Source organism: Mesorhizobium kamtschaticum, from assembly GCF_056174585.1.
Window position 1 is genome coordinate 7,030,757 of record NZ_CM149691.1, and the last position, 24,322, is coordinate 7,055,078.

The following is a 24,322-nucleotide window of genomic DNA, read 5'->3' on the forward strand; positions in this document are numbered from 1 at the left end:
GAGATGACGGGGGATGCTTGGGTATGGGGTTCATCCTTGGCTCTGTCTCGTCGGGTTCAAACTCCAAAGGGAGAAATTGGCATGAAGAAGCTCATGACGATGACCCGGCAGTTCCGCGACGACGAAAACGGCGCTGCCATGGTCGAGTATACGGTGCTGCTCGGCATCATCACGGTAGCGGTGATCGCCACCGTGATTCTGGTCGGCACCTGGGTCACCGGCAGATGGACTGCGCTGAATACGGCTCTTCAGGCTGCTACTCCAGCCGCGTAATTCTCTTGCAGGGCCAGGTCCGCAAGGTCCTGACCTGGTCCTCTGAGCGGGAGATCGATCGATCTCGGTTGGCAGGCGGGAATACGCGCAAACACTGACATAGTGTTCACGGTGTTGCATTTGCGTGCTGGCTGTCGATTTGAAGATGACGGGAACGCTTGGGTTTGAATCATCCCCGCTCGTCTCGTCGGGTTAAGGGAGAATTTGACGTGAAAAAGCTCATAACGATGACCCGGCAGTTCAGCGACGACGAAAACGGCGCGGCCATGGTCGAATATACGGTGCTGCTTGGCATCATTACCGTGGCTGTCATAGCCACAGTAATCCTAGTCGGCACATGGGTGGGTGGCCAGTGGACGACACTAAATACCAACCTACAAGCAGCCACGCCTGCGGCCTAGCCGGCGGCAGCTAAACTAAGCGGTTGGAGAGGCAAGAACGGGCCACACCAACTGTGACTAACATTCAGGCCGGGGTCGTAAAAACCTGGGCCTGATATCGGTCGCGGCGGGCGAATTCCCGCATTGTCGGCTTGGGGCTTGGGGCTATGCGTGCAAATACCGTCATCATGATCGTCCTCGCCGGCGTGTTCGGCGTACTTGCCGTGGTGCTCGCCAATATCTGGCTGGCCAACCAGCGTAGCGCGCTTGCGCAGACGAATGATATGCAGCGCGATACGGTCGTGGTGGCCGCGGTGGCGCTGAAGTTCGGCGACACGCTGTCGGCCGACAAATTGCGCGAAGTCGCATGGCCGGCGGGCGCGGTTCCGGCCGGTGCTTTCAAGACGACAGATGAACTTCTGACGAAGGACCTTCCCGTTGGCGGAGGCCCCAAGCAGGCGTTGCAGGCCATCAGCGTCAACGAACCTGTCCTTGCCACCAAGATCACCGGCCCCGGCCAGCGTGCCACGCTCTCGGCGGTTCTGGGCGAAGGCATGAAGGCAGTTTCCATCCGCGTCAACGACGTGCTTGGCGTCGCCGGTTTCGTCTTCCCTGGCGACCGGGTTGATGTGCTGCTGACGCGCACCGTGCGAGGCGACGATGGCACGGATCAGAGTTTTGTCGACGTGCTGCTGCAGGGCATGAAGGTGCTCGCCGTTGACCAGGTGGCCGACGAAAGCAAGGACAGCCCGACCGTGGTCAAATCGGTCACGCTCGAGGCCAGCACCAAGGACGCGCAGAAGCTGACCCTTGCGGCGGGCGCCGGCCAATTGTCACTGGCGCTTCGCCAGGCCGCCGCCAGCAAGGGGGAGGCAACCGAGCGCGTAACGCTTTCGGACCTGACTGGCGAAATGCCGGCGGACGTCGCCAAAAAGCAAGCCGAACTCGCCAGGCAGGCCGCGGCCGACGCTGCTGCCGCGGCTGAACGTCAGAGCGCGGAAGACGCTCGCAAGCGCGCGGACGACAAGATCGCGGGATTGGCACAGGCCGTGGACCGCGTGGGAAACAAGCTCGACCAGCTGAGCAAGGTCAAGCCGGCTCCGGTCGTGGTGTCGGCGCCGGAAGCCCGGGAAGTCGTCAAGGAAGTGGTCAAGTATGTGCAGCCCGAGCCGCCGGCACGAGCGACGGTCGGGGTTTTTCGGGGCGTGAAGCTGGAGACGTATGACGTGCCGCGACAACCATAACGGTGCGGCGAAATATTAGCTGCCACCGGCGGCAACTGGGGAGACGGGGATGCAGGGGTTTTGGGTGAGGATGGCGGCGGCCGCGTCGTGCTGTGTCGCAGCGCTATTGAGCCTTTCGGCAGAGGCAGCCGACCGCTTCATCGATGTGTCGACCCCCAGCGTCCATCGTGTTTTCCTGCCGGCATCGCAATCGGTGACGATCCAGGTGAATGCCAATCTGGGCGATATCGTCGTCGGTGACGAGAAGATCGCCGATGCCCAGCCGATGACCGATCGCACGCTCTACATCATCGGCAAGGGCGCCGGCACCACCACGGTCAATCTGTTTTCCACAGACAAACGCTCGCTCGGCGTCATCCAGATCGAGGTCGGCGTCGATGTCGGCGACATGGCGCAGGCGATCCGGCAGGTGGCCCCAAAGTCGCGCATCGAAATCGGCTCGGTCAACGGCAGGGTCAGGCTTGGCGGTCATGTCAAGGACGGCGCCACTATGGCGGCCATCATGGAAGTGGCGAAGCAATATGGACCCGACGACATCATCAATTCCGTAACCATTGACGACAGCCAGCAGGTCAATCTGGAAGTACGCATACTGGAAGCCAAGCGCAATGCCGGCCGCGATCTCGGCGTGTCGATCCAGAGCACGAACAGCCGGGGCACCACACTGGTCGGAACTGGCGTCGCCGCCGCGAACACCGACGGAACCGGACTCGCGGCTGGCGATCTGGTCGGCGGCCTGCTGTCGAAGAGTAATCCCTTCGCGGCGCTGATCACCCGCGTCATCGACAGCAACATCAAGGTCGATCTGATCATCCAGGCGCTTGAGGACAAGGGCGTGGTGCGCACCTTGGCTGAACCCAATCTCACCACATTGTCGGGCGAGCCGGCCAGTTTCAACGCCGGCGGCCAAGTCCCTGTCCGCAGCGTCGACTCCAATGGCCAGGTCGTGATCTTGTTCAAGCAATTCGGCGTCAATCTGCTATTCACGCCGGTCGTGCTCGACGACGGTAAGATCCATATGAAGCTGGCGCCGGAAGTCAGCGATCTGACCGGTTTCACCACCGCAGGCGACCCGATCTTCTCCAACCGTAAGCTTGAAACAGTCGTCGAACTGCGCGACGGCCAGAGCTTCGCCGTCGGCGGATTGCTGTCCAGCAAGACCACGAAGCTGCAGAACCAGGTGCCCTGGCTTGGCCAGGTGCCGATCGTGGGCGCGCTGTTTCGCAATTCGAGCAACCAGAAGGAAGAGACCGAACTGGTGGTCATCGTCACGCCGCACATCGTGCGGCCGGTGAAGCCCGGCGAACAGCTGGCAACGCCGTTCGACAAGACGCGACCCGCCAACGACCCGGAATTCTTCGTGCTCGGTCAGCTCGAAGTGAACAAGGACATGATCCGAAAATATGAAACGGGCGATGGCGTCACTGGCCCCTATGGCCACATGCTGAACTTCAAATCGAAGGACAAGATGCTCTATGTCAAGAAATAGCGCCTTGATCCTCATTCTGTCCGCCGGCCTGCTGACGGGCTGCGCCGCGGACTATCTGAACCACTACGACTCGGTGACCTTGGCCGCCGGCGATACGCAGAAATACAATTCGCTGCTGCAGACGGTCGATCCGCTCAACCCGGCCTCCAAAAACACGAAGATCGAGGGCGACGGCTCGCGGGCTGCCGCTGTTACGCACAACTACAAATTTCCACCGCCTCCGCCACCGCCACCGGCCATAGCGGTCAATGTCGGCGGGGCGGGCGTGACCAACACTGCGAATTGAACAGAAGGATGCGGTTTCAGCGCGCCAGGCCATACGAGGAAACCTGGCGTCAGGGGAGCAAAGAATAAAGCGATGCTGCGAACCATTCGCGCGTTCTGGCACGATCAAAGGGGAATAGCGCTGATCCTCGCCAGCGTCATGCTGCCGGCAAAGTATCAGCTTTCCCTGCTGGTGATCGATATGAGCCGGGCCAATAACCTCCACAACGATTTGCAGAAGGCGGCGGACGCCATGGCAGCGGCGACAGACCTGATCTTCCAGCTCTTCTTCCTGCGGAGATTGCTCGGGTTCGACAACATCTCCATGCCCTCCATGCTGAGCACAAAGAGCACCTCGCCATGAATGCCATCAACACCAAGATCCTGCAGACCAAGCGAAGGCAGGTGGCGCTGTTCTCGTCCGATCCGCAATTCAAGCGCGAGGTGGCGAGCAGGCTCGAGGCGCTGGCCATCTACGATGTCAGGGTTTCCGAGACCTACGACTTTCTCAAAGGCCCACCCGCCGATACGCGGCCAGGCATCGTCATCCTCGACCTTGGCGGTGGCGAGTTGCTCGGCCAACCCGGCACCGTCGAGGCGCGTTCCAAATGGTCATCGGTGCCGCTGATCGCAATTTCCGATGAGCTGACATCCGAACGGACACGCGTGCTGGTACGCATGAATGCGTCGGACTGGCTGCACAAGCCGCTCGATGCCAAGGAGCTGCTCAATGCCGTCACCTTCCACGACACCGGAAACCAAGGGGCGAAGAGCCGGATCATCACCTTCATCAGCGCCAGTGGCGGCGCCGGCGCCACGACGCTTGCCCTGTCGGCGGCGGAGTTCCTGGCATCGAAGTCGGCCGCGCACGCTGCTTCGACCTGCCTGGTCGATCTCGATTTCCAGAGCGCCAATTGCGGCGCCTATCTCAACCAGTTCAACCAGTTCGACCTTGCGGGCATCATCGGCCAGCCCGAAAGGCTCGATGTCGAGCTGATGGATGTCATCAAGCTTTCGCGCCCGTCCGGGCTGACGCTCTATTCTTTCGAGCGGCCGCAGTTGCCATTCGAGCCGAAAGGCGCCGATTTCGTATTTCGGCTGCTCGACCTTGTTGCCTACCGCTTCGACGACATTGTTATCGACCTACCGAACATCGAGACCCCATGGCACAATTCGGTGCTTTCGACGAGCGACGAGATCTTCATCGTCTTCGAACTCAACGTCGCCTCGCTGCGGCAAGGCAAGCGGCTCTACAAGAAGATCCGCGAGCTGCGCGGCAATGCGGTCAGCATTACGCTGGTTGCCAACAAGTACAAGCGTAAATGGTTCGGAAACCACTTCTCACACAGCGAATTGGAAAAGATATTCAAGGCGCCTAACATCAAGTCGGTCGCGCTCGACAACGCACTTTTGACCGATGCGCTCAACCGCGCCATCCTGCCTTCCGAAGTGGACGGACGGGCGCGCTTCAACAAGGATTTGAAGCTGATTTTCAGGGAGCGGCTCGGCGATGCCGCTCGCTAGGCATCATCTCGCCCCACTGCTCGCCGGCGCCTGCATACTTGCAGTGACGCTGGCCTCGGGCGCTGAGTTCGCCGAAGCTCGGTCCGGGCTGGACCGCCCGCCGCTGCCAGCCATGGGTCCCAGCCTGCGCAAGACGGTCGCCTTCGCAACCGCCGAACGGGCTGGCACCATCATCATCCGCAAGAACGAGAAAGCACTTTACCTGGTGACAGGGCAAGGCCAGGCGCTGCGCTACCAGATCAGCGTCGGCCGGGAGGGGTTCAGCTGGACCGGGATAGTCAAGGTTGGGACGAAGACGGAATGGCCGGATTGGCGGCCGCCGAAGGAAATGCGCGCGCGCCAGCCGGAACTGCCAGCGTTGGTGCCCGCTGGCCCTTACAATCCGCTTGGCGCGCGCGCGCTCTACCTCTCCCGGGACGGGCGCGACACACTCTATCGCATCCATGGCACCAACGATCCCACTGGTGTCGGCTTCGACGGCACATCTGGCTGCTTTCGCCTGACTAACACCGATGTGATCGATCTTTTCAAGCGCGTCGCAGTGGGCGCGAAGGTGGTGGTGGAATGACCATGATCAGCGACCCGGACATTCCGGCGATCGAGATCGGCGCGCAGGAAGTCGCCGCGGGCAAGCCTAGCCGCAAAGGCACCATCGGCGTCATCGTCATTGGCGCAGCGCTGGTCACGCTGGTGAACCTGACCGCCGCCATCTATCTATGCCGCGGCATCAGCGACCTGCGCGCCGTGGAAGCGCGTCTGGAGGAACTTGGGCAATTCGAGCAGCGCATCGGCGCCCGCCTAGATACCGTCAACAACGGCTTCCAGAGCCGGTTCGAAAAACTGGACAGCCAATTGCAGGCGAATTTCGGTGAGATTGACGGCAGCATTGCCCGGCTCGAGCAGAACCCGCCCTCCACAGCCGACGAGCCGAAGACGAGTGCCGCCGCGCCTGCGCCGGTTACGACCGACCCGATAGCAGAGGCTCCCACCGTCGCCGAAAATACGGCGGAGCCCGGCGCAATCGAGATGCCGCGTACGCCGAGAAGGAAAGCCACCCCCCCTGCTCCGAATCCTGCCTACCAGCGCATCGAGCAGCCGGACGGTAAGGTATACTACCGCAAAACGAACTAGAGCCTGATCCTGAAACGTGGAATCCAGCCTTCGTAGAAGCTCATGTTCAAACAAAAAGGCAGAACCCCATCCCAAGTAAATCGGGAAGGAAACGGGCTCTAGCCCCCTTGTTTTTCATATCTACATTCTCTTAAATATGCGAATCATCGCTGTCCCATGAACTAACCTGAATAGCATGACTTAGCGTTCAGAGTCGGCGAGAATATGTAATTCATCAAATTATACAATTGACTTGCACTGACCTGATTGCCGCCTGAACACGTGCTTATGGTGAAAGCCGATGGACCTGCACCAATACCAAAAGAATTATTTGCGGCATAGTTCTTGATGCTGGTCGCGTTGCTCGCGGCAGATCCATTGACGCTATAGCAAGGCGTAGGGTGCTTCGTCACGTCCAGCCCCGCGTAATTTATGGCAGCGTCACTTACGCTCGCGCAACGCGCAGACATTTCGACACCATGCTGTAGACCGACATAGGCCCACAACAGCAATCCGGCCTGAATGACACCAAAGGTCAAAACCAGGAAGAACGGCATCGTGATCGTAAATTCGACCATGGCGCCGCCTCTCGTATCGTCGAGTAGCTGTCTCAGCCTCATTGGATGCGCACCGTCGCTTGTGCAGTAAGGTTACCCCAACTGCTGGGGACCAGCCCATAGGGCACGAAGGCTTGGTACGCGGCGTTGGACGAAACGCTGATCGTGCAATAGCTGCCCGGGCCAGCACCGCAACTCGAACTGCAAGTCGTCACGGTTGCAGTGACGGCTGTAAAGAGCGTGGCATTGGTCACCGCCGATTTAATCGGCGAACCAACTGACGTGTCGCAAGGAAAACCATTGGCAATGACGTATTGTGCACCTGCCTGGGCAGCATGCTGCACTTCCATCCTGTTAAAAACGAGCAGGCCAAAATCCATTGCGTAGATGCTGATCAGAACGAGCAACGGTACGAACAGGGTAAATTCAACCAGCGCAGTACCCGCTGTTGCGTCCGCTCCGACCAAGAACCTACGCGCGACCTGCCACATCCCAGACATCGCTATGCGGTCTTTTTGCTCTCGGGTGTTCATCACTCCACCAATGGTTTCGTCCCAATGGCGACGATGCCGGTCCCCGTGCAGTTTGTGCCCATGCTTGCATTATTCCCAAAGATGATCTTGTCGGCAATGACCTGAGTGCACATAGTGCTGTTGAAGCTGGAATTATTGGCAAAATTAACAGTTTGGCTCGGAAAATAAATCGCGCCCTGGATGTTGTTGTGACTGTTGTTGCTGAACGTTTGCGTCACGCTAGAAGTGCTGTTGCGCGGGCCGAAGAGCGCAATACCGGCAAAGGGACCGGTGCTTTGGGCTGTTATGTTCAGGGTAACGTTGTTGCCAATTCCTATCGCGTAGGTGCCATTTATTATGATCGTAACGCCGCCCACTGGATTGGCGTTGAGCGTTGCGTTGTTCGAGATATTGAACGTGCCGTCAATGTAGTAAACGCCGGACGACATAGTCACTGTCGCATTATTCGTTGCGTTAATTCCGCCGCAATAATGTCCCGGCGATATAGAGCCGCTTGTCACAGGAGTTGTCCTAGTGCAAGCGCCCGCGCTTCCTGCGGAGACACCGGCGTACGGGTCGGCCGCAAAATTCTTCGAATTTGTTACGTTCGGCGATCCATTAAGGTGTCCGTTGTTGCCGACGGTAACCCCGCCAGCAACGAAAGTCGGCGAATTGATGGTGCAGTTGTTATTGCAATTCAACGCGCTGGATGAGGTCGAGTTTGAATAAATGCCGCAATTCGAGTTGGTCAAACTTGCGTTGTTGCTGACGGAAATCGCGTTCGACGCCGTTCGATCGAGAGCCAAGACACAGCCACTATATGTACCCACCAAGGCGACGGCCCGCGCTGAGACGTCAATATCGTGCGAAAGCCAGAGCGATGAAAATATAGGAGCTTGCCCCTTCGTAACGATAACCTCGATTGAGCATGGATACACACTGCACGAATAGCCGCTGGCATTCGTAAAGTTTCCCGACTTCGCGGGACTGTTTACGGTTACTGTGACCTTATTGCTGCCGCTTACCAAGCCATACGTCGCCGTGATACCGTTCGCTTGTGTCTGGAGACTTGAGCCGGTGTTGTAGGCCCATGCGGCGCTCGTTGCCGCGGAGTCGGCCGCAGCCTGCAGAGTCTGGTGGGTAAGTAGGAGATTGGCGCCCTCTCCGGCAAGGCCGGTGATGCCGACTATGATCGGCGTCAGCAATGTCATAAGCACGACATAGGTTCCCGATTCGTCGCGCAGAAACCGACTTAACAGTCGGGGATTGTTCGCGCGGTCGCCATTGCCTCGATTAAACAATGCAGGACGGCGCCCGAATTTTAGGTTCATGTCCCCAGCCCTTTTGCCTCATTTAAATTAGCCCTGCCTAATGTTATAATAGATTTGTAACAATCTGCCAATAGATCACCTCGCCAAGGATGACGACAGCGATTTCGGGGGTAGTCTTCTGAGAGCTTGCCTTAGGTTTCCATCTCGGCCGTATCCGGCCAATCCTGCGGAGCGCTCGACGGCTGGGATGCTATACGCTCAGCTGCTCAGATCTTATGCGTGCCGGGGACCAGCGACGAGATCTTGATCGTGTTCGAGTTCAATGTCGCTTCGCTGATACCAGCGAACGGAAACGCCGGACGGCAAGGTCTACTATCGCAAGATCAATTGAGACGGCGGGGATGGAGGTCGTCGCTATTGTCGCTTCCAGAAGTGCCCGCGGCGCCGGGTCAGATGTCCCGCTGCAAAGCCATGAGGCGCACGGCTAGTGCTTCTCCACGCTGTCGGGTCTCGCGAAGGAACGCGACATGACAGTAAGCACAGGCTGCAAAACCCAGAATAAGCACCAGGCTGTTCTCCCAGGTTAAGTCTACCGTCAGCGGAAACGAGAAGCCGCTGGGAGCCGCGAAAGCGGCAATGGCGCTCGCCGTTTCCGAATGGCTGCCGACGGCGATCATCAGCCCGGCGAAAAGCAGGGCCACGTGATTGACAAGGAAGAAAGCCGCCGACTTTCTGACGCAACAAGCGCTCCAGCAGGCGATCGCCGCTGCAATCAGGAAGACGGCATCCAGAACCATCGAATCGCCCAGCCAGAGGTCGACCTGCTGCCAGAACACCGTCGACAGGGGGCGCAGTTCAAGCCAGATCCACCACATTGCAGGGCTGGCGGGATAGGTTCCGAGCAGGAGCGTTGCCGCTCGCTCGCCTGCCATGATCATCAGGATGAATGCGGGAAAAGCGAAGAGTAATATCGACTTGCGCTTCATGTTGTCCTCGACAATCTGGCGTCAGCTTAGATTGCGGAGGTTGCGCGAGGCTTAACGGAAGGGCGTTATGGCTCTTACATGGGAGTTTCATCCAGGCAGCTGGAAATTCAGCATCGGTCCGTCCGTGCTGCCACGCCATGATCTTGGTTGAGGCGTCATCAAATTTCTCGCGCTTTTCGGTGCCGGCACTAAGCCATTTGGGCCTTTCGACTTTCCACACTCGACGTGTTTGGATGAAGCCACAGCGACCCCATTTTGTGCCATTTTTGCTACATTTCCCGACCGTGTGTCCAAAATCCTATATTTAGCGACACCTAAATCAACAATCACTCACGTATTTCTCGAAACTGTTGGATAATCCCCTGAGACAGGCTCAGGCTTGGTTCAGCGCTCGAAGAAGGTGCGGGGGAAACGTTTGGGGCGGGTTGAATGAATACGACACAAGCACCTCGTTCGTGTGCTGGAACGGTCCGAATTCATCGGGCTCTCGGTTGTCCAGGGCTATCTCGAATTACGTGCTTCAGGCCTCGATCGTGGCAGAGGCAAAGAAGAAACCTGGGCTTTCATCAAAGCCGATCAACAAGGCACGTGGGGAGGCGATGAGTGAGCGATAGCGCCACCTCCCCTCTTGTCGATCGCAACCGGCTGTTTCCACCCATGGCGGCAGAGGATTTCGGGCTGGAATTCAGGGTTGTGGCGCGTGGCGGCACGCGACGCGGCATTCGTCTTGAGCGGGCGTTCTGGACCTCGCTGAAGCAGATGGCCGAAAGCCGCAAATGCACGATCGGCATGCTGATCGACGAGATCGCCGAGAGCCATGCCAACACAGGAAACCTGACATCGGCTATCCGAGTGGCCTGCATGCGCGGATTGGCCGACGAAAGCCAGACCTTGCGAAGGCTCGCGTCGATCAAGACGATCAACGCCATTCTGGTTGCTTGCCCGTCACCGGCTTTTGCACTCTCATCGTCGAAGAAGATTCTGACCTTCAACGCGCCGTTCCAGCAACTGGTCAGGCGTCAATTGCCGGTGGCGGCGAACGAGGATGCGCGCCACGACCTGAAGCTCGCGCTGGACCTCAATGTCGCGGACATATTCGCGCGGCTCGACGCCAATGGCGAAACGCCGGTCGCCACCGGTTTCGTCATCGGTGCGGGCGACCGCCGCTACCGGGGGCAATTGAACACGGTGCGGGCGCCGGTGCTCGAGCCGGAGCTGCTGATGGCCTTCATTTTCGGCGGCTGATGCATGCCGCCCGAAAGCGATCGCGGTTTTGCGAAGACGACATGCCAAAAAGCGAGATGAGATGGATCGGCCCCTGATCGGCCGCTGGTACTCCATTTGTTGACCGTTGCGGAGCAGGTTTGCCCGGGCGAGCCGGTTTCGCGAACAATCATTGGCCAGATCGATCAATTTGTATGGTTCGCCGAAACTGAAATTGCGGTAGGCCGGCTTTATACCTGCTGATCTGACAGGACATTGGCCGATGGCACAAACCGTAGCAACCACCTCCACGCCGGCGTGGACAAAGCTTGCGTTGCTGGCCGTTCTGGGGGCAACGGCGAGCCTTGGCCTTTCGGTGAGCCTCAACTACCTGCTTTTGTTCAGCGACACGCTGACGCCGTTCTGGTGCAGCATGATCACCGCGGCGCTGCTGCCCGCGATCATTGGCCTGCCGCTCTTCGTGCTGGTCGGCTGGCAGCAGATGCAAATCCGCAATTACAGGCAGGAACTCAACAGGTCCGGGACGTATGACAGCGTGACGGGCTGCCTGAACGGGCCGGTCTTCACGTCGATGATCGAACGACGGGCAGCCAGGCGATCGGGGCCAGGCCCACGCTCCGGCGCCTTCCTGGTCATTCACCCGGAACACCTTCGGTCCATCAACATGCGCTTTGGCCTTGAGTGGGGCGACGAGGCCTTGCGGCTCATCGTCTCGACCATCCAGTCGTCGGTGCGCGAGGAGGACCTGATCGGGCGCATCGGCGCCTCGATGTTCGGGGTTTTCCTCTCGGGCGCGACCGAGGCGGAGGCCGAGGAAATCGGCGAGCGTATCCGCACGCGTGTCGCGCAAGTCTATTTCGCGCCGAAAGGCACCGAGGATGTCCTCGCCATCAAGGTCGGCGGCGTGATGCTGGAGAACGAGATGGAGTTCTCGGACATGTTCCGCTCAGCCGAACAGCGCCTGTCCGATGCGCAGGATGAAGCCGGCTTTGAACTGGCGCATCTCCACAGCTGACGACAGCCGGGGCGCCAAAGCAGGAAAATTTCACGAAACCAGGGGAAACTGGTGCTGCGAGAGAGGATTGAACTCTGGTTCATTCTAATAAAATCAAATACTTATGACTGTTTTTGTAACGTTGTGACGGACTAACAAATGACCTCTCAATAGCTGTTGGGTTTCGGCTGCTGCCTTGCATCATGGACTTGACTCGCCTCCTCCTTGTGAAACTATCGATTCTGACGGGCGGCCCCACCGGAGGCGGCTTATCGCCGGAAGCCCGCAAGCCATATTTCGCAATTAATAGAGTGAAATCCCCAGGCTCTCCACCCAACGCAATCCTTCGTCGGTGCCGGCGCGGGGTCGGTATTCGCAACCGACCCAGCCGGCATAGCCAAGCTGATCGAGCGCCGCGAATATGGCGCGATAGGCGATCTCGCCCTCGTCCGGTTCAGCACGGCTTGGAACGGCGGCGATCTGCAGATGGCCGATCATCGGTAGGTGACGTTCGAGGCGCTTGAGGACATCGCCCTCGCTGACGCCGACATGGTAGACGTCGAACATGATCCTGATGTTGAGCGCGCCGACTTGGTCGATCAGGGCTGCCGCCTCGCCGATCGTCGAATAGAAATAGCCCGGCTTGTCGCGCTGGTTGATTGGCTCCAGCAACAATGTCAGATCCGGTGCAGTGGCAGCCGCGAATGCCAGATTTCGCGCCAAGATTTCCGTTGCTTCCAGTTTGGCTGCCTGCTCGACGACGCCGGCCATGACATGGATCGATGACGCGCCGCTGTGGCGCGCATAGGCCGCGGCCTGACGAAAACTCTTCTCGAAATCGGCCTGCCGGCCGGCCAGCGCGCCAAGGCCGAAGTCTCCCCTGGCCGTGTCGCCGACGGGGGTATTGATGCCGAGCAGTTCCAGGCAGTGCTTGTCGCAAGCGCTCTTCACATGGTCGGCTGGAACATCATAGGGCCAATGCAATTCGACCGCCCTGAAACCCGCTGACGCTGCGGCAGCGATGCGATCCAGCAAGGGTCGGTCGGTCCACAGGAAACCAAGGTTGGCGGAAAATTTCGGCATCGTCACTTCAACTTGAAATGCTGGTTGAGTTCGGCAATGGCGTCGGCGTCGAGATGGCGCACGGCCATCCCGCGCAGGATGATTGCAAGCTTTGCCGCTTCCTCGAGTTCCTCGATGGCAAACACCGCCGCATCGAGTGAGGTGCCGGCTACCACGGGCCCATGGTTCTGCAGGAGGACTGCGGGATGTTCTGCCGCCAGCGCGTCGATCAACGGCTTGACCGCCGAGGAGCCGGGGCGCGAGTAGGGCACGACCGGCACCTGCCCGACGCGCATGACAACGTAGGGCGTGATCGGCGGGATCGCGTCGGCCGGATCGACATCCGCAAGGCAGGACAGTGCGGTCGCATAGGTCGAATGAAGATGCACGACGGCGCGCGCCGCGGGCCGCTTGTCGTAGAAGCCGAAATGCAGCGGCAATTCCTTGGTCGGCGCATCCCCCGAGACATGCTTGCCCGAGGCGTCGAGCTTCGACAGGCTGCCCGCGTCGAGGAAGCCGAGGCAGGAATTGGTCGGCGTGAACAGAAACCCGTCATCGAGCCTCGCCGACATGTTGCCTGACGAGCCTGCGGTGAGGCCGCGCTCGAACAGCGACTTGCCCCATTTGACCAGATTGTCGCGGATTGCCTGTTCGGTCATGCAGTGCCGATCCTCTGGACTGCCTTCTCGAAAAAATCATTCGCGCCGAAATTACCGCTCTTGAGCGCGAGACCAAATGGGCCGCCGCGTTCGGCCAGCAACGCCGGCACGCCCGGATCGATCTCGGCGCCGATCTCCAGGCTGCTCACACCGAGCGCCTCGACGATCGCCCCGGATGTTTCGCCGCCACGGACCACCACGCGGCGCACGCCGCCATCGGCGAGCCGGCGCGCGAGTGTCGCGAAGAAATGCTCGATGGCTTGCGCCACCTCGTAGCGGCCGTGGCGCGCCTGCGCATCGGCAACCTTGCCCGGATCGGCCGTCGAATAGACGATCGGCGCCTGTTCCTGCTGCCAGAACCAGTCGGCCACCTGGTGGACTGTCATGGTGCCATCCATGAGTGCTGCCGGATCAAGCGCGAGGCCGGGATGGGCAGTAAGATAGGACGCGACCTGCGCTTGCGAAGCTTTCGAACAGGAGCCGCACAGAACGACGGCAGGCCCCACCGCTCCGGCAGTTCCGCTCGGCTTTCCCGAAAGCTTACCGGTCCTGCGGAAGTTTTCCGGCAGCCCATGCGCGATGCCAGATCCACCGGTGACAAGCCTGTGGCCGGCAAGCGCCTCTCCCAGGCGCATCAAATCGTCATCGGCGACCGCGTCCGCAACGATAAGCCGCCGCCCTTGCGCCCTCTGTTCGCTGAACGCCTGTTCGATGGCAAACGGCCCGCTGCGAACCGCATCCAGCGACACCAGTCCCACATCACCCTTGGTTTGAAGCCGAAGCCAGCGCCGGATATCGGCGTCGGTCATCGGCGTCAGCGGATGGTTCTCCATGCCGGACTCGTTCAAGAGACGGTCGCCGACGAAAAGATGGCCCATGAACAGCCGGCGCCCAGTCGCGGGGAAGGCCGGGCAGACGACCGCCATGTCGGCGCCAAGAAGGTCGAGCAGCGCTTCGGCGACCGGGCCGATATTGCCTTTCGGCGTGGAGTCGAAGGTCGAGCAATATTTGAAGACGATCTGCTCGCAGCCCTGGGCAAGCAGCCAGCGCGCGGCCTCGAGCGACTGGTGCACAGCGTCCTCGGTTGGAATTGAACGCGTCTTCAAGGCGACAATTCCGGCTTCGCAATCGGACGGCACTGGGCCGGCTCCGATGCCGACGAACTGTGTGGTCGCCATGCCACCCTTGGCCAGCGTGTTGGCGAGATCACTCGCCCCTGTGAAATCGTCGGCTATGGCCCCTAAAAGCATGGCGATTTCCTATTGCCGCGCGTCAGCGCTGGGATGCGGTTCGAACGGGTTGCGATTAGGCGGCTCCGAAACGTGCCAACCTCTTCCGTCCCGTGCGGCGGCGGTCAACAGATCGGCTACTGACTGGATCAAAATCGCGTGGCTCAGGTCGATCTCGATCTTTCGGCCGGAACTTACCCTGTCGATGAAATCTTCGAGTTCTGCCGCATAGGACAGGGCATATCGCTCCAGGAACGAGTGCTTCAACGGCGATCGAACCAACCCAGCGCCCGAAAGGGACTCGAGTTGGTTTCGGTGATGGTTCTCGGTTCTGAGCATTCCCTTTGATCCGTGAACCTCGATCCGCTGATCGAAACCGAACGTTGCGCGCCGGGAGAGCGTCTGCGTGATGATCACGCCTCCTGGCGTCTTCATGATCACCGCCGCCGTGTCGAAATCGTGGGATGCCTCGAAGGCGCTGGAGACATGCACCGCCCCAGTTGCCCATACCTCGCTTGGAGCCTCTCCGCTCAGGAACATGGCAAGGTCGATGTCGTGAACCATCATGTCGCGGAAAATGCCTCCGGACGTTGCAATGAAGCTTTCTGGCGGCGGCTCGGGATCCTTGCCGATCAGACTTATCATCTCGATCTTTCCGACCTCGCCGGCGCGAAGGCGGTGTTCGAGTTCCGCAATTGCCGGGTCGAAGCGCTTGTTTAGCGCGATCATGAATGGAACGCCGGTTGCTGCTACGATCGCGCTGCATCGCTTCGCTTCGTCGAGACCTAGCGACAGCGGTTTCTCGCACAGGATCGCCTTTCCGGCACGCGCCGCTGCGATTACCTGTTCGGTATGGAGTGCCGTCGGCGACGCTATCACTAAAGCATCGATCGACGTATCGGCAAGCAGGGCCTCGAAACTGACTGCCACGGTGCCGCCATGAACTTCAACGATGCCGCGTGCCCGCGCCTTGTCGGGGTCGGCCACAGCTACTAGGACCGCCGAATTGCTGGCAGCAAGGTTGCGAGCATGCACCGCGCCAATGCGGCCCCCTCCGACCAGTCCGAACCTCATCATGGCCGCCCGGCCTCAGCTGGTCGTTTTTCTTCGACACTCTCAGCCTCGATCGCTCCGGAACCGCTCATCAGTCCAACCCACGATTCCAGCCCCGGCCATGATCGCCGAATGCTTCCCAGCCATCGGCGGTTACCGCAAGCGTATCTTCAAGGTTGATAAAGCCGCGCCGCGGATGAAGCAGGGTTGTTTCGATCGAGATGACCATTCCGGCTTCCAGCGGCCGGTCGGCGTGGTATGCGGGGTATGGCACCGAACAGCTATCGGTCAGCCACGGCGCTTCATGGCTGACGATGCCCATGCCATGCGCCACGAAGGAAAGCTCACCCCAATTGGCCGAGCGTGCGACCATAGCTTCGGGTTCGACGTAAATGTCCCCGCCCCTGGCTCCAGCACGGATCGGCTTGCGCGCGGCCTGCTGAATCGTCTCGACCTCGCCGAGCAGATCCTGGAGTTCCCGATCAGGGTCGCCAAGATAGGCCATCCGACAGAGATCGCCGATGTAGCCCTTGTAGTTTCCCCCTGAATCCAGCGCCAGGACATCGCCCTTCTGCCAGACCTGATCGGACGGTGCCCGGTTGAAGCTCCGCCCCATATTGGTCAGGCAGTATTCGAACTTCAGGCCGCGGCTTTCCTCTTCACGCCTGACGGCGTCGAAGAGCGCCTGCTTCGTCGTTCCAGCGCCATGGCCGGCCATGACTGCAAGCAAGGAATCGATCACCTTCTCGGATGCCACGCGCAAGATGTCGAGTTCCCGCGGCGACTTCAGCGCCCTGAGCAATTCAAGCGTGAAGGTCGCATCGACGATGTCCGCATCCGGGAGACCTGCCGCCAGCACCCGGTAAGCGTCGGTGGGCAGGAACCCGATCTCGACGCCTATCCGCCCTGATACACAGCCGGAGCGTTGAAGACTGCGCACAGCGGCGGCGGCATACTCCACGGTCGTCATATTCTTGAAGTCGAACTGCGAAACCCAGAATTTGCCGAGTTCCTGTTCGTAGGTTTCCATCGGGCTTGCGACATAGGTCGAAGCGAAGGGCTTGCCCCTGATGTAGACGAAGAAAGGCAGATATCGGCTCAGGCCGTGCGCATCCATGTAAGAATAGAAGAAATAGCGATAGCCGCCGAGCAGATATTGGATGCTGTGCTTGGAGGTGACGAGCAGCGCTTCGAGGCCGGCCTCCTCCATGAGCCGATCCAGGCGATCGGATTCGAAAGGCGGCTTGCCTTCTCCCGGCTTGAAGGGCTCCAACGTTTCCGGCTTGGTGCTCTGCATCTTCATTTGAGTTCTCCTTGGAGCCGAGCCCTTGCGGCGATCTCGGCCACAGCGCCACCATTCATGACGCGCGCGGCCATTGCGGTTTTAAGCTCGTCGAGCAGAGCGCTTGTCGCCTTGCGAACCAGCCCGGCATCATTCATGACCGTGATCAGGTCGCAGCCCAGATCCACCATATCCCGGGCGAACGGCACGTCCGGGCAGAAAATGCCAACGCGCAAGCCATTCGTTCGCGCGGTCTCAACGATCCGCTCGATCTCGCGAACGACACGCGGCGACAGCGGATTGGTTATTGTGCCTTCCAACGTCATCGAAAGATCGCTCGGGCCGATATAGATGCCGTCCAGCCCCTCGACGGAAGCGATCGCATCGAGATTGCCGAGGGCCGTCTGCGTTTCGATCATTGCCCAGGACAGCACCGTGGAGCCCGCTTTCAAGACATAATCTGCGCCGCCATACAGTAGGCCGCGCGAAGGCCCAAAGCTGCGTTCTCCATGGGGCGGATAGCGCATTGAGCGGACAAAGGCTTCGCAATCCGCGCGGGTGTCGATCATTGGGCAGATCACGCCGTAGGCACCCATATCCAGGACCTTCTGGATGAGCCACGTTGCGTTGTGAGGAACGCGCACCATGGGCACGGCGTTCGTCGTCGAAATCGCCTGGAGCATCGAAAGTGCGGTGTCCAGATCGAACATACCGTGCTGGAGATCGACGGTTACTGCATTGTAGGGCAAGTTGGCGAATATCTCCGCACTGTAACTCGACCCTATGGAAAGCCAGGCGTTGAGCGCGTAGTTCTTTGTCTCCCAGACGGTCTGAAGGCCATTGGGGCGCATGACGCATAGTCCTTTCCGGATGAAGAAAGGCCCGATTTCATCGAAATCGAAACTTCCTGTGACAGGACACTGGCACCTCGTTTGTCGCCCTGATGTCCCTCGTCGATCGCCGACAATTCACACTGTAGCGGCTCCCACATATCTGTCAATCATATTGTTAACAATCTTGACGGCATTTTCGCGATGATATATTTGTGCTACCAGTCGGCCCTGTCTCTTGCGCGAATGAAGGCAATCCATGCAGACCCAGCAAATTCTGAAAGCTATCGAAGAAGACATTGTTTTCGGCGTATTGCCGCCACAGTCCCGGCTCGTCGAGGAGCGTCTGGCGGAGCGCTTCGATGCGAAGCGACACGTCATTCGCGAGGTCTTTTCCACGCTTGAGGATCTTGGCCTCGTTGTCAGAGTCCCGAACAAGGGAGCACTGGTTACCGAACTGACGCCGGCCGAGGTTCTGGAAATCTACGACATGCGCGAGTTGCTCGAGACCAGGGCCGGCATGCTGACGCAGCTTCCGGTGTCGGACGAACTCATCGAGCAGATGAGCGAAGTCCAGCGGCGGCACACGGAGGCCGTTTCGCAGGAAAGGTTCCGCGACGTGTTCTACCTCAACATAGAATTTCACCGCTTGCAGTATTCAGCCTGCCCGAACCGGCATCTCGTCCAGACGATCGAGGACTATGCGCGAAAGGCCCATCTCATCCGCGCGACAAAATATGGCGACCGTATCCACATGAAGAAAGTCGTGGAACATCACTGGGCGATCATCGACGCGATGAAGGGCAATGACAATGAGCGCCTGGTCCAGCTGATTCGCGACCACCTGCCCGGCTCGCCGGAAGAATACATTCGCATCTACCAGATCCGCTACGGCAACCAGTCCACGGCGCGGCAAGCACTCCGGGCCTGATAACTTCCTGGAACCCGCGTCCGTTGCGTGGCGCCTAAAGCGGCTGCCACGCTCCATCGTTCTGATTGGAAATCGCGGCGGTCGAGATCATCCGCATTCCGGCGACGCCGTCGTCGACCCCCGGCAGATTGGCGAGCAGCGCGGAAAAGTCCCCACCGGTCTCGGCAGCGACAATGGCGAGCGCTGCTTCAAGATAGATGTTGGCAAAGGCGAGCGGATAGCCTTCGGGATGGCCAGGTCTGAACCGTGCCGACCGGGTCACGAATTCCGACGTGTCGTCCTGTCCCGAGCGCAGGATCGTTTCGGGACCGTTCAAGGGACGGAAGCGCAGGAACTCCGCATCCTCCTCGCGCCATTCCAGTCCGGCCTTCTCGCCAAAGATACGCATGGCCAATCCATGCTGAGTGCCTGTCGCCATATAGCTGGACCAGAGCCTGCCGACGGCCCCGCTCGTAAACTCGAGGTCGAGATATGCATTGTCATAGACTTCGCGGCGTGCTGCGAAGGTCTGCATGCGGGCTGATAGGCGCGACGGCGACATGCCGCTGACGTAGCGCATCATGTGATAGGCATGCGATCCCACCTCGCCGAGGATCATCTCCTTGCCGCCGGACGGCCTGAAGCGCCAATGGCGAAGTGCCGGATCTTCGGGCTCCTCGGCTACCCCTGCCGCGCCGCCGGCAAATTCCATGTCGACCATGCGGATCTCGCCAAGCGCACCCGACGCAACGAGGTCTCGCGCATGCCGCACCATGGGAAACCCGGCATAGCAATGCGTGAGAACGAAGATCTTGCCCGACGCCTTTACGGCAGCAGCAAGCTCCTCTGCCTCGGCGACAGTCCGCGTCAGAGGCTTTTCGCAAATGACGTGAAAGCCAGCTTCGAGAAAGGCAATCGCAACGTCCTTGTGCAGGCCAGGTGGCGTTGCGATGACGACGGCGTCGATGCGATCGTCACGGGCCGCCTCGAGGCGGGCCATGTCGCGATAGTCGAGATAGGTGCGGTCGCTGGCGACAAAGAGCCCTTTCGCCGTTTCCCGACAGACCTGCGGATCGATCGAAAACGCACCGGCGACAAGTTCATAATGGCCATCGATCTGGAACGCTATGCGATGCGTCTCGCCGATGATCGAATCGAATCCGCCGCCAACCATACCCAGCCGTAGCCGGCGGCCGAATTTCGCAAGACTATCGTGATACATGGACATGCTTCCATTTGACTTGAACAGTTGTTGCCTCACGGCGGCGGCCCGTCAGTGCTGCCGCGCCCGGGCCTTGGTCCGGCGTTCTTCCTGGGCGACGCGGATAGTATCTAGATAGACGGCGCCGATGAGGACCACACCCACGACGATCTGCTGCAGGAACGGTTCCATTCCGAGTATGTTGAGAGCGAAGCGGATCGTAGCCATGACCAGGGCTCCGCTGATCGCACCGACGACATTGCCGCGACCGCCCATGAGGCTGGCGCCACCAATGACCGACGCGGCGATAGCGTCGAGCTCATATCCAAGTCCGATGCCGGGATGGGCGGAGTTGATGCGCGAGGACAGGACTACGGCCGCCAGACCAACGGTCACGCCTGAGAAAACATAGATCTTCACCTTCAGCCGGCGGACGTCGACACCAGCCCTCCGGACGGTTTCCTCGCTTGCCCCCAAGGCATAGGCATACCGCCCCATGGGACGCTGCGTGAAAACGTAGTGGGCGATGATCGCAACGGCGGCAACGATCCAGATTGGAAAAGGTATGCCCAGCACGCGCCCGTTTGCGATGAAGTCGAACCAGTCCGGAAAACCATACATCGAGTAGCCGCCTGACAGCTTGAGAGCCGTCCCCTGCGCGATCCCGAGCATGCCGAGCGTCGCGATGAAGGCCGGTATGCGGCCATACGCGATGAGAAACCCGCTTATTGCGCTACCGATCATGCCCACCGCCAGCGCGACCAGGATTCCGACAGGCATCGGCACGCCTATTGTCATGGTGGAAATCGCCATGACGACCATCGCCAAGGACATCATTGTTCCAACGGAAAGATCGATGCCGCCGGAGATAATGACCAGCGTCATGCCGATCGCGAGCAAGGCGTTCACCGACGCCTGCAGACCGATCGTCATCAGGTTTGCCCCCGTCAGAAACGAGGGCTTGATCGCCGTGACGACGAGCAAGACAACAATAAGCAGCAAGATCGGCCCTATTCTGTCGAACAAGCGCCAGAAATTAACGGACAAACCATTGTTTCTGAGCATTTTGGGAGCAATCAAGGTCATCTGTCCACCTATTCAGCAATATGAGGGGCGGTTGCAGCCGACGGCGGAACGTCGCCGGTGATGATCATGTTCGCCAACGCGTCCCTGCTGACGTCGGCGGTAAATACTTCGCCCACCTTGCGCCCGTTCTTCATGATCACGCAGCGGTCGCAGACTTCCATTACGTCGTGCATGTTGTGCGTGATGTAGATCACGCACATGCCACGGGTGCGCAGTTCTCTCACCAGCGCAAGCACCTTGCGGGTCTGCGCCACGCCAAGCGCCGCGGTTGGCTCGTCCATGATGATGATGCGGCATTTTGCATTGACTGCCTTGGCGATCGAAACCGACTGCCGTTGGCCGCCGGACAAATCCTTCACCTTGGCATCAACGCTAGGCAGATCGACCGCGAGTTCCTTCAAAAGCTTGATCGCACTCTCGCGCATCAGCTGGCGATCGAAGTAGGAGAGGCCGGGCACAACGGACTTGCGCAGCTCCCGGCCAAGATAAAGATTTTCGACGACGTCGAGATTGTCACAAAGCGCCAGATCCTGAAAAACCGTCTGGATTCCGGCATCCAGAGCAGCCCGCGGATTGGCGAATTCCACCTTCTGGCCGCCAAGCACGATTTCCCCGTCGTCCGGAACGTAGGTGCCGGAGATAATCTTGATGAGCGTCGATTTGCCGGCGCCGTTGTCACCAAGAACCGCGACGACTTCGCCTTCATTGAAGTCGACCGAAACCTTGTCGAGGGCAAACAAGGCTCCAAATTGTTTTTGGATATTGAATACGGACAGGATCGACATCGACATGCTCCAACAGCGTCATCTTAATTGCAACGGGGCCGCAAATTGTCTGCGGCCCCGTTGCAGGGGAAGATATTACTACTTTTGAACGCCAATCTGCTTGGCATAGTCGTCGACGTTTTCGGGCGTCACCATCATCATGCCGGAATCGATGACTTTCGGAAAATCAGACGCCTTCTTCTCGCCCTTCATCAGGGATGCCAGAATTTCGACCGCCTTGGTTCCCATGACGTCGGGACGCTGTGCGACCGTGCCCGAAAACTTGCCGCCCCAGATCTGCTTGACGGCCTCCGCGACACCGTCGAAGCCAACGATCTTGACCTCGGAGAATTTCTTGGCCTGCGCGGTGTCACCGTCGGCTTCGGCTTTCTTCGCAGCGCGATCAAGAACCTGCCGTGCGCCGACACCCATCATGTCTGAAGCAGTGAAAATGAGGTCGATGTCCTTGTTGGCGGCGATCAGGGCTTCAGTCGCCTCGACACCGCCGGGCAGCGTCCAATGCCCAGTAATAGAACTCACGATCTCGATTCCCGGGTATTTTTTCATCCCGTCATGGAAGCCCTTCGTGCGCTGGGCAGCGGTTTCGCCGCCCGGTTCGCCTTCGAGCATGGCGACCTTGCCTTTTCCGCCGATCAGCTTGGCGCTGTAGTCCGCGGCGACCGCCGCGGCGCCCACATTGTCAGTCTGTATGACCGTGACGAAATCATTGCCGTCGGTCTTGCTGTCGACGAGGACGACATAGATCCCCGCTTCCTTGGCTCGCTCGACGACATTGCCAAGCCCCTTGGCGACAGTCGCGGCCAGCACGATGCCGCCAAATTCGCCGCGCGAGATGACCGCTTCGATGATGTTGATCTGGTCCTCCACGGCCACGTCGTTGCTCGATCCGAACCTTTCGGTTTGAAGACCAAGTTTTGCCGCTTCGGCTTCAGCCGACTCCGCGATCTTGATCTGAAACACGTCATTGATCAGCGTCTTCGGCATAATCGCGATCTTGTTGCCAGCGCTGAGCGCCGGCAACGACCCGAACGCGATAGCAGCGGATGCATAGAGGATTGTCAGACCGACCTGGCGCCGTGTGAATTTGGTGTTCATTTTTCTTCTCCCGTTACACTGTTTTCCCAACAGTTAGGGGACGCTAGGCTTTGTCATCATAATTGTCAACAATTTAGTTGACATCAAATTCGACGCGTGCTTTTTCGTAAGAAAATCAAGTGGGAAGGATGGTCGCGGCATCCCGTGCGGTCCCTCTACAGAAGGAAACGGACATGATCAGGATAGGCGTTCTGGGTGCGGGCTTCATCGGACAGATGCATGGCCTGACCTTCACCACGGCGTCGATGGCGAGTTGGCAGCCCAAGATCGACATCAGGCTTGTTGCCTTGTCGGAGCAAAACCTGGATGCAGCCCAGTTGGCGCAGTCGCGCTATGGATTCGAGCGCAGCAGCGGGGATTGGCGCGACGCGGCCACCTCACCGGATATTGATCTCTTCATCAACGCCGGCCCAAATCATCTGCACGCGGAACCTTCGATCGCGGCAGCCCAAGCGGGAAAAGCCGTCTTCTGCGAAAAGCCGCTCGCCGGCTCCGCCGACGAAGCCTACGCCCTGTGGAAGGCAGTCGAAGCAACTGGCGCGATCAACATGTGCGCCTTCATGCATCGGTCTATCCCGCACTCAACCTCGCCCGCGACATGATCCGCTCAGGCGAACTTGGCGAGATTCGCCACTTCCGGTCCCGCTTCCTGCTCAACATGCTGACTGGCGGTCCGCTGAACTGGCGCTTCAGCAAGGCGCAGGCCGGCCTCGGTGCACTCGGCGATCTCGGCTCGCACCATATCGACCAGGCGCGCTTCCTCGTCGGCGAGGTCGCCCAGGTGGCGGCGATGACCGGAACATGGAGCAAGGATTCCTCGAACCAGATCCTTGACGTCAACGACGATGCCTTCGTCTGCGCGGCACGGCTCGAAAACGGAGCGACGGCGTCGTTCGAGGCGACGCGCGTTGCCGGAGCCCATAATCTTGGTGGCTTCATCGAGGTCGACGGCACCAAAGGGTCCATCGCTTTCCACATGGAGCGGCTGAACGAGTTAGTGATCTACGAGCCGAAGCGCGGTCCGCGAGTGCAGATGGTGACACAGGCCGGCCATCCCTACAGCGACTTTTGGCTGCCAATGGGCATCCAGGGCCAGCATCCGCTCGGCTGGAACGAGTGTTTCGCCCATCAGGCCAGACATATGCTGGAAGCCGTGGAAGGCGGCAAGCCGATCGCGCCGCGAGCCACGTTTGAGGACGGCTACCGTGTTGCTGAGACCGTCGATGCGATCGCCCGGTCGGCACAATCGAAAACCTTCGAAACCGTCACGTTCCGCACATGAAGCAGACGCGTGACACGCGG

The 24,322-nt window shown here is 59.6% G+C and carries 28 protein-coding genes; 14 read left to right on the forward strand and 14 right to left on the reverse strand.

Features of this window, described 5'->3' with window-relative positions; genetic code table 11:
* The first annotated feature begins 81 nt into the window (after positions 1–81).
* The 9 genes from AC0V7N_RS34565 to AC0V7N_RS34605 all read left to right on the forward strand — a co-directional run bounded on the left by AC0V7N_RS34565 (position 82) and on the right by AC0V7N_RS34605 (position 6,305).
* Positions 82–273 (forward strand): Flp family type IVb pilin, encoded by a 192-nt coding sequence (locus AC0V7N_RS34565; protein WP_475453290.1) that lies wholly within the window; start codon positions 82–84, stop codon positions 271–273.
* 209 nt (positions 274–482) lie between these two features.
* A complete protein-coding gene (locus AC0V7N_RS34570; RefSeq protein ID WP_475453292.1) occupies positions 483–674 on the forward strand; it encodes a Flp family type IVb pilin in 192 nt (63 codons plus the stop codon).
* 146 nt (positions 675–820) lie between these two features.
* Positions 821–1,897 (forward strand): Flp pilus assembly protein CpaB, encoded by a 1,077-nt coding sequence (cpaB, locus tag AC0V7N_RS34575; RefSeq protein WP_475453294.1) that lies wholly within the window; start codon positions 821–823, stop codon positions 1,895–1,897.
* Positions 1,898–1,946: 49 nt separating this feature from the next.
* A complete protein-coding gene (locus AC0V7N_RS34580; RefSeq protein ID WP_475453296.1) occupies positions 1,947–3,386 on the forward strand; it encodes a type II and III secretion system protein family protein in 1,440 nt (479 codons plus the stop codon).
* Positions 3,373–3,672 (forward strand): hypothetical protein, encoded by a 300-nt coding sequence (locus tag AC0V7N_RS34585; RefSeq protein WP_475453298.1) that lies wholly within the window; start codon positions 3,373–3,375, stop codon positions 3,670–3,672. Before AC0V7N_RS34580 ends, AC0V7N_RS34585 begins: the two co-directional genes overlap by 14 nt.
* A gap of 72 nt (positions 3,673–3,744) precedes the next feature.
* Positions 3,745–4,014 carry a TadE/TadG family type IV pilus assembly protein gene (locus tag AC0V7N_RS34590; RefSeq protein WP_475453300.1) on the forward strand — a complete coding sequence of 90 codons (270 nt, stop codon included), beginning with the start codon at positions 3,745–3,747 and terminating at the stop codon, positions 4,012–4,014.
* Entirely contained in the window at positions 4,011–5,174 is a 1,164-nt protein-coding gene (locus AC0V7N_RS34595) for a CpaE/TadZ family protein (RefSeq protein ID WP_475453302.1), read from the forward strand. The genes AC0V7N_RS34590 and AC0V7N_RS34595 overlap by 4 nt, the downstream gene beginning before the upstream one ends.
* A complete protein-coding gene (locus AC0V7N_RS34600; protein ID WP_475453304.1) occupies positions 5,161–5,742 on the forward strand; it encodes a L,D-transpeptidase in 582 nt (193 codons plus the stop codon). The genes AC0V7N_RS34595 and AC0V7N_RS34600 overlap by 14 nt, the downstream gene beginning before the upstream one ends.
* The gene (locus tag AC0V7N_RS34605; RefSeq protein WP_475453306.1) at positions 5,739–6,305 is read left to right on the forward strand and encodes a hypothetical protein; all 567 of its coding nucleotides are present in this window, start codon (positions 5,739–5,741) and stop codon (positions 6,303–6,305) included. The genes AC0V7N_RS34600 and AC0V7N_RS34605 overlap by 4 nt, the downstream gene beginning before the upstream one ends.
* A 161-nt stretch (positions 6,306–6,466) precedes the next feature.
* Here the strand turns inward: AC0V7N_RS34605 and AC0V7N_RS34610 are convergent, their stop codons facing one another.
* From AC0V7N_RS34610 to AC0V7N_RS34625, 4 genes are all read right to left on the reverse strand, one after another.
* Positions 6,467–6,862, reverse strand: coding sequence for a TadE/TadG family type IV pilus assembly protein (locus AC0V7N_RS34610; RefSeq protein ID WP_496627604.1), 396 nt, complete (start codon positions 6,860–6,862; stop codon positions 6,467–6,469).
* 38 nt (positions 6,863–6,900) lie between these two features.
* Complete coding sequence (locus AC0V7N_RS34615) at positions 6,901–7,374, reverse strand: TadE/TadG family type IV pilus assembly protein (RefSeq protein WP_496627605.1); 474 nt, start codon at positions 7,372–7,374, stop codon at positions 6,901–6,903.
* Positions 7,374–8,684 (reverse strand): pilus assembly protein TadG-related protein, encoded by a 1,311-nt coding sequence (locus AC0V7N_RS34620; protein ID WP_496627606.1) that lies wholly within the window; start codon positions 8,682–8,684, stop codon positions 7,374–7,376. The genes AC0V7N_RS34615 and AC0V7N_RS34620 overlap by 1 nt, the downstream gene beginning before the upstream one ends.
* A 389-nt stretch (positions 8,685–9,073) precedes the next feature.
* Positions 9,074–9,610: a hypothetical protein gene (locus AC0V7N_RS34625; protein ID WP_475453314.1), complete on the reverse strand. Its 537-nt coding sequence runs from the start codon at positions 9,608–9,610 to the stop codon at positions 9,074–9,076.
* A 603-nt stretch (positions 9,611–10,213) separates the two neighbouring features.
* Between AC0V7N_RS34625 and AC0V7N_RS34630 the strand changes: the two genes are divergently transcribed.
* Both AC0V7N_RS34630 and AC0V7N_RS34635 read left to right on the forward strand, forming a co-directional pair.
* Positions 10,214–10,855, forward strand: coding sequence for a ribbon-helix-helix domain-containing protein (locus AC0V7N_RS34630; RefSeq protein ID WP_475453316.1), 642 nt, complete (start codon positions 10,214–10,216; stop codon positions 10,853–10,855).
* Positions 10,856–11,096: 241 nt separating this feature from the next.
* Positions 11,097–11,849 (forward strand): GGDEF domain-containing protein, encoded by a 753-nt coding sequence (locus AC0V7N_RS34635; protein ID WP_475453318.1) that lies wholly within the window; start codon positions 11,097–11,099, stop codon positions 11,847–11,849.
* Between the two features lie 282 nt (positions 11,850–12,131).
* Here the strand turns inward: AC0V7N_RS34635 and AC0V7N_RS34640 are convergent, their stop codons facing one another.
* The 6 genes from AC0V7N_RS34640 to AC0V7N_RS34665 form a co-directional block, all read right to left on the reverse strand.
* Positions 12,132–12,911 carry a hydroxypyruvate isomerase family protein gene (locus AC0V7N_RS34640; RefSeq protein ID WP_475453320.1) on the reverse strand — a complete coding sequence of 260 codons (780 nt, stop codon included), beginning with the start codon at positions 12,909–12,911 and terminating at the stop codon, positions 12,132–12,134.
* Positions 12,912–12,913: 2 nt separating this feature from the next.
* Complete coding sequence (gene otnC / locus AC0V7N_RS34645) at positions 12,914–13,549, reverse strand: 3-oxo-tetronate 4-phosphate decarboxylase (RefSeq protein ID WP_475453322.1); 636 nt, start codon at positions 13,547–13,549, stop codon at positions 12,914–12,916.
* The gene (gene otnK, locus AC0V7N_RS34650; protein ID WP_496627607.1) at positions 13,546–14,799 is read right to left on the reverse strand and encodes a 3-oxo-tetronate kinase; all 1,254 of its coding nucleotides are present in this window, start codon (positions 14,797–14,799) and stop codon (positions 13,546–13,548) included. Before otnK ends, otnC begins: the two co-directional genes overlap by 4 nt.
* Positions 14,800–14,808: 9 nt before the next feature.
* Positions 14,809–15,852: a Gfo/Idh/MocA family oxidoreductase gene (locus tag AC0V7N_RS34655; protein ID WP_475453326.1), complete on the reverse strand. Its 1,044-nt coding sequence runs from the start codon at positions 15,850–15,852 to the stop codon at positions 14,809–14,811.
* A 70-nt stretch (positions 15,853–15,922) separates the two neighbouring features.
* Entirely contained in the window at positions 15,923–17,134 is a 1,212-nt protein-coding gene (locus tag AC0V7N_RS34660; protein ID WP_496627608.1) for a M24 family metallopeptidase, read from the reverse strand.
* Positions 17,131–17,964 carry an HpcH/HpaI aldolase family protein gene (locus tag AC0V7N_RS34665; RefSeq protein ID WP_475453330.1) on the reverse strand — a complete coding sequence of 278 codons (834 nt, stop codon included), beginning with the start codon at positions 17,962–17,964 and terminating at the stop codon, positions 17,131–17,133. Before AC0V7N_RS34665 ends, AC0V7N_RS34660 begins: the two co-directional genes overlap by 4 nt.
* A 238-nt stretch (positions 17,965–18,202) precedes the next feature.
* Between AC0V7N_RS34665 and AC0V7N_RS34670 the strand changes: the two genes are divergently transcribed.
* Complete coding sequence (locus AC0V7N_RS34670) at positions 18,203–18,874, forward strand: GntR family transcriptional regulator (protein WP_475453332.1); 672 nt, start codon at positions 18,203–18,205, stop codon at positions 18,872–18,874.
* Positions 18,875–18,908: 34 nt separating this feature from the next.
* Here the strand turns inward: AC0V7N_RS34670 and AC0V7N_RS34675 are convergent, their stop codons facing one another.
* The 4 genes from AC0V7N_RS34675 to AC0V7N_RS34690 form a co-directional block, all read right to left on the reverse strand.
* Entirely contained in the window at positions 18,909–20,075 is a 1,167-nt protein-coding gene (locus tag AC0V7N_RS34675; RefSeq protein ID WP_475453334.1) for a Gfo/Idh/MocA family protein, read from the reverse strand.
* A gap of 51 nt (positions 20,076–20,126) precedes the next feature.
* Positions 20,127–21,140, reverse strand: a complete 1,014-nt coding sequence (locus tag AC0V7N_RS34680; protein WP_475453336.1) for an ABC transporter permease — start codon at positions 21,138–21,140, stop codon at positions 20,127–20,129.
* Positions 21,141–21,148: 8 nt separating this feature from the next.
* Positions 21,149–21,925 carry an ATP-binding cassette domain-containing protein gene (locus AC0V7N_RS34685; protein WP_475453338.1) on the reverse strand — a complete coding sequence of 259 codons (777 nt, stop codon included), beginning with the start codon at positions 21,923–21,925 and terminating at the stop codon, positions 21,149–21,151.
* A 78-nt stretch (positions 21,926–22,003) separates the two neighbouring features.
* Positions 22,004–23,020, reverse strand: coding sequence for a sugar ABC transporter substrate-binding protein (locus tag AC0V7N_RS34690; RefSeq protein WP_475453340.1), 1,017 nt, complete (start codon positions 23,018–23,020; stop codon positions 22,004–22,006).
* 128 nt (positions 23,021–23,148) lie between these two features.
* On the opposite strand from AC0V7N_RS34690, the gene AC0V7N_RS34695 reads away from it, so the two are divergent.
* Both AC0V7N_RS34695 and AC0V7N_RS34700 read left to right on the forward strand, forming a co-directional pair.
* The gene (locus AC0V7N_RS34695) at positions 23,149–23,622 is read left to right on the forward strand and encodes a Gfo/Idh/MocA family oxidoreductase (protein WP_496627609.1); all 474 of its coding nucleotides are present in this window, start codon (positions 23,149–23,151) and stop codon (positions 23,620–23,622) included.
* On the forward strand, positions 23,571–24,302 hold the full coding sequence (locus AC0V7N_RS34700; RefSeq protein ID WP_496627610.1) for a Gfo/Idh/MocA family protein: 732 nt from the start codon (positions 23,571–23,573) through the stop codon (positions 24,300–24,302). The genes AC0V7N_RS34695 and AC0V7N_RS34700 overlap by 52 nt, the downstream gene beginning before the upstream one ends.
* Positions 24,303–24,322 lie beyond the last annotated feature (20 nt).